The 4618-nt window shown below is 53.4% G+C and carries 5 protein-coding genes; all 5 read left to right on the top strand.

Translation table 11 applies throughout. From position 1 onward, the window contains the following. The first annotated feature begins 24 nt into the window (after positions 1-24). Positions 25-873: an RnfABCDGE type electron transport complex subunit B gene (locus Q1M25_RS08275; protein ID WP_300483795.1), complete on the top strand. Its 849-nt coding sequence runs from the start codon at positions 25-27 to the stop codon at positions 871-873. A gap of 70 nt (positions 874-943) precedes the next feature. Then, positions 944-1942 carry a BtrH N-terminal domain-containing protein gene (locus Q1M25_RS08270; RefSeq protein ID WP_300483794.1) on the top strand — a complete coding sequence of 333 codons (999 nt, stop codon included), beginning with the start codon at positions 944-946 and terminating at the stop codon, positions 1940-1942. Positions 1943-2022: 80 nt separating this feature from the next. Continuing rightward, positions 2023-2766: an SH3 domain-containing protein gene (locus Q1M25_RS08265; protein WP_300483793.1), complete on the top strand. Its 744-nt coding sequence runs from the start codon at positions 2023-2025 to the stop codon at positions 2764-2766. Positions 2767-2793: 27 nt separating this feature from the next. After that, complete coding sequence (locus tag Q1M25_RS08260; protein WP_300483792.1) at positions 2794-3708, top strand: ABC transporter ATP-binding protein; 915 nt, start codon at positions 2794-2796, stop codon at positions 3706-3708. Continuing rightward, on the top strand, positions 3705-4618 hold a 914-nt coding region (locus Q1M25_RS08255; protein ID WP_300483790.1), incomplete at its 3' end, for an ABC transporter permease. The genes Q1M25_RS08260 and Q1M25_RS08255, both read left to right, overlap by 4 nt.

Here is a 4618-nt window from a genome sequence, read left to right as displayed (position 1 = left end):
CCTTTTCGATTTTGACTATCCATGATGACCATTCCCATCCAAAGCATCAGCCGCCTGTTGCCGCAAACCCAATGCCGTGAGTGCGGCTATGAAGGCTGCTTACCCTATGCGCGCGCCCTGTCGGCAGGAGAAGCGCCGGTAAACCTGTGCGCGCCGGGTGGGGAGACCGTCATGAAAGACATTGCCGACCTATTGGGCAAGCCCTACCTCGCTCCGGCAAAAACACAAATCAAAGCCGTAGCCCTGATTGACGAAGCCGTCTGCATCGGCTGTACCGCCTGCATCCGCGCCTGCCCTGTCGATGCCATTATGGGCGCATCCAAACTGATGCACACCGTCATCAGCGACGAATGCACCGGCTGCGGCTTGTGCGTTACCCCCTGTCCCGTCGACTGCATCGACATGGTTCCCGTATCGCAGCCCTTCCTGCCGTCCGCACGCCGTTTCAGCACCTCTACCGAACCGCGCTTTGCTGCCGCCGAACATGCTCAAAGCCGTTTTGAACGCCATACCGCACGCAAACAGCGCGACGATGCCGAACGCAAAGCCCTGCTGGCGCAACGCGAAGCCGCCGTCAAAGTCAAACAGGCCGCACAGGCACAAACCCAAACAGCCGCGCCAAGCGCCGCATTCAACCCCATGGATTTGATTGCCAAAGCCATGGCCAAAGCGCAATCGCAGCAGGACAAACTCGTCTCCTCCGACAACCGAGAAGACTTCAAAGCGCGCCAAATCGAAGAAGCCAAAGAACGCGCTGAACTGCGCCGCGCCCAACGTGATGCCAAATACGGCAACGAGGCTGAAAAAGCCGCCGCCATCGAATTTCTGCGCCGCTACAAAGCCGAGCAGGAAGCGGCCAAAGAAGCCCGCTGATTTCCAAAACAACAAACCATTCCGACCGCATCAGGCCATCTGAAAACATTGCACGAAAACCAATAACTTTATGACCACACAAGAATTTCCACACCAGCATACCGCCCATTGCGAAAGCGGTGTGATGTCCACCCTGCTCAAATACCATGGCCACAATTTAGACGAAGCCATGATTTTCGGCATTGCCCACGCGCTGACATTTGTCTGGATGCCGCTGATCAAATTAAACGGCATGCCGCTGGTTTCTTACCGTACCGCGCCGCGCAGCATCATCAAAAACACCTGCAAGGCATTGGGGCTGAAATTGTCTGTCCGCAAATTTTCCGACGCACAAAGAGGACAAGCCGCATTGGATGCCGCGCTATCCTCAGGCAAACTGGCCGGTTTGCAAACCTCCGTCTTTTGGCTGCCCTACTTCCCGCCGCAAATGCGTTTCCATTTCAACGCACACAATCTCTTGGTGTACGGCAAAGACGGCAACGACTACCTGATCAGCGACCCCGTATTTGAAACCGTACAACGCTGCGCCGCCGAAGATTTGCAACGGGCGCGCTTTGCCAAAGGCGTATTGGCGGCAAAAGGCATGATGTACACATTAGAAGACAACAGGCCGTCTGAAAAAATCATGGCAGACTTGCCCGCTATTATCCGCAAAGCCATACGCAAAAACGCCAAACATATGCTCGCGCCGGTCTTTTTCATCGGTGTAAAAGGCATCCGCACGCTGGCCAAAAAAATCGAATCCCTGCCTGCCAAACAAAACGACAAATACCAAAAACTGTTTCTCGGCCATTTGGTGCGGATGCAGGAAGAAATCGGTACCGGCGGAGCAGGTTTCCGCTATATCTACGCCTACTTCCTCGAACAAGCCGCCCATATCTGCAACGAACCTACATTTCAGACGGCCTCAGAACAAATGACCGCCATCGGAGACCAATGGCGTCAATTCGCAGCCATGTGCGTGAAGCAGTGCAAAAAACCGTCTGAAAACGGCTGCCGCAACATTGCTGAATTTCTGCGCAAAATTGCAGATAATGAAGAAGCATTGTGGCTCGGATTATTGAAATAATCAGGATTTATTCGATCCCGATTAATCTACCGTGGATTATTTTGATATTCAGGCCGTCTGAAAACTAAAAGAAATTAAAAATGCGTTACCTAGCTACTGTCTTATTCTTGTGTTCCGTCTTAACCCACGCCGCGCCGCCGGACGGCTTTGCTTTGATTCATGATGCCGACGGACACACCAACTTGCGCAAAAGACCCGATTTGAATGCCAAAGTCTTGGCAAAAATTCCCAACGGTACGCCGTTGGAATGTATAGAAGAACTCAGTGAAAACAGGTCGGACTTCTGTTTTGTTCAACTACAACAGGCAAACGCCGATGATTCCGGCTTTATCCATTACAGCCGTCTGATATTTCCCGCTTCCGACAAAAACTTCGTCCGCCTGCGCGAACAATCTGGTCATGACGATACACTGACTTTGTCCGGCAACGGTCAAAAGGTACATATCGCTGCCCGCCGCATCCATCCAAAACGCAGCAACTTCTCGGGCATCAGCAAAGACAAATACACCGCGCGACTCTATCAAGGCAAACCGTTCTATGGCGTGGACTCTATCATTCCCAAAAGTGTATTCGCGCTTGAAAGCATCACGCTAAACGGTCAAGCGGTCCCCGCTGCCGAACTGCAAGGACTGTTCTCGCCTGATTTTGCTGCTACTGCACGCGGCAGCAATGTATATCAAGGCTGGGAAGCTTATTACCGCGGCAATGATAAGACGCTTTATCTGTTCGGCAGACAAGGTTCGGACGGCAATCCTTTCGGCGTCTGCTTTATATTTAAGGACGGCAAATTCCAGCGCCGTTATTTATGGGGTGCTGCGATTTAAATATCGCTCGAAAGGCCGTCTGAAACCATGATTCAAATCCAATCCCTCTCACACCGTTATCCCAAAGCCGAAACCGCTGCGCTGGATAATGTGTCGTTCGACATTGCCGACGGCGAATGTTTGGGGCTGCTCGGTCACAACGGTGCGGGGAAAACAACGCTGATGTCGCTTTTGGCCGGCTTGCAGGAAGTGCGGCGGGGCGAAATTTTGTTTGACGGCAAGCCGTTGCGCCTGTTAAGCCGCAGCGAGCGGCAGAAAATCGGTTTGGTGCCGCAGGATTTCGCGTTTTATCCGCAGCTTTCAGTGTGGGACAACCTGCTGTTTTTCGCCTCGCTTTACAAAGTGCGCGACAAAGGCCGTCTGAATGCGCTTCTAGAACAGACCGACCTGACCGCCCACAAAAACAAGGCGGCAAAGCATCTTTCGGGTGGGCTTAAACGTCGTCTGAATTTTGCCATCGGACTGATTAACACGCCGCAACTGGTGTTCCTCGACGAAATCACGGTCGGCATCGACCCGCAGTCGCGCCGCTTTATCCTCGATAGCGTGGCGGATTTGACGCGTCAGGGGGTAACGGTGGTTTACACCTCGCACTATCTGTCGGAAATCGAGCAGCTTTGCGACAAAATCGCGCTGCTGCAACACGGCAAGCTGGTGTACCACGGCGGTTTGGACGAGCTTCTAAGCACGCAAACCGGTGTCGTGCGTTTTACCATCGAACCGCCGCTGCCGCCTCAAACGCTGGCCGCCTTAGGTGCCAAACAAGTGGACAGCCGCGGTATGATGGAAACCACACACGATGCCGCCGCCGTTTACGCCGCCCTGCAACAAAGCGGCGCACAAATCCGCTACTTCCAGCAGGGACACGGTTCGCTAGAAACGTTTTACCTTGATTTCCTGCGCAAAGACGAACCGGCAACAGATAAGCAAAATCCACAATGACGATTTCCTCCCCCCTCAAAGAACTCAAACTGCTCTGCCGAGACCTGCACGGTTTGGCCGTGTTGTTTGTGATGCCCATCGCCTTCATGCTGATTATGTCGTTGGCGCTGAGCCGCGACCAAGACCCACACACCGACAGCCGTATTGCGCTGGTTGGCATAGCAAACGATAGTATCAATACCGCGCTGGCCACCGCGCTGGAAAAAGAGCAAATCCATGTCACACTGATGCCGTCTGAAAAACTGACCGACGCGCAAAACGGCCTGCACGACAAGCGTTTCCAACTGGTGCTGCACAACCCGAACTCCGCTTCCGGAAAAATCGCCGACGACAAAGCCCTGCAAATCTATGTACCGCCCGATACCGAGCCTTCATGGCTGGCGGCTGTCAAAGGTGTTTTGCAGCAGCACTACACTGAAACGCGGCTGGACGCTTATTTCGACAACAACGATGGCATCAAAATTGACAATAAAAAACTGCCCCGCTCCATCCGCAAAGACATCCAGAAAAAAGTGGATGGAAAAAACGACGAACAATTCACCGCCGTGCGCAGTTTTTTAGATAAAAAAATGCTGGAAGAGCATTACCTGAGCGCAGGCAGCGGCACAGTGGAAAAACCCAACGCCGTACAGCACAGCGTACCCGCATGGCTGATTTTCGGTATGTTTTTCATCATGATACCGCTATCGAACGTCATGGCGCTGGAACGCCAGACCAACACCATTACCCGCCTGCGCCTCGCCCGCGCTTCCGCATCCGGCCTGATTGTGGCGAAACTTATCCCCTATTTCCTGATTAACCAGCTTCAGTTTGTCGGAATGTTGCTGCTCGGCCGCTACCTGCTGCCCGAAATCGGCGTACCCGCCCTCATACTCAACGGCAGCCTTGTTCCCTACGCGTTGCTGTCCGC

This window comes from uncultured Neisseria sp. (assembly GCF_951230505.1).
In the GTDB taxonomy this organism is placed as follows: domain Bacteria; phylum Pseudomonadota; class Gammaproteobacteria; order Burkholderiales; family Neisseriaceae; genus Neisseria.
This window is presented reverse-complemented; position numbering and strand designations above follow the sequence as displayed.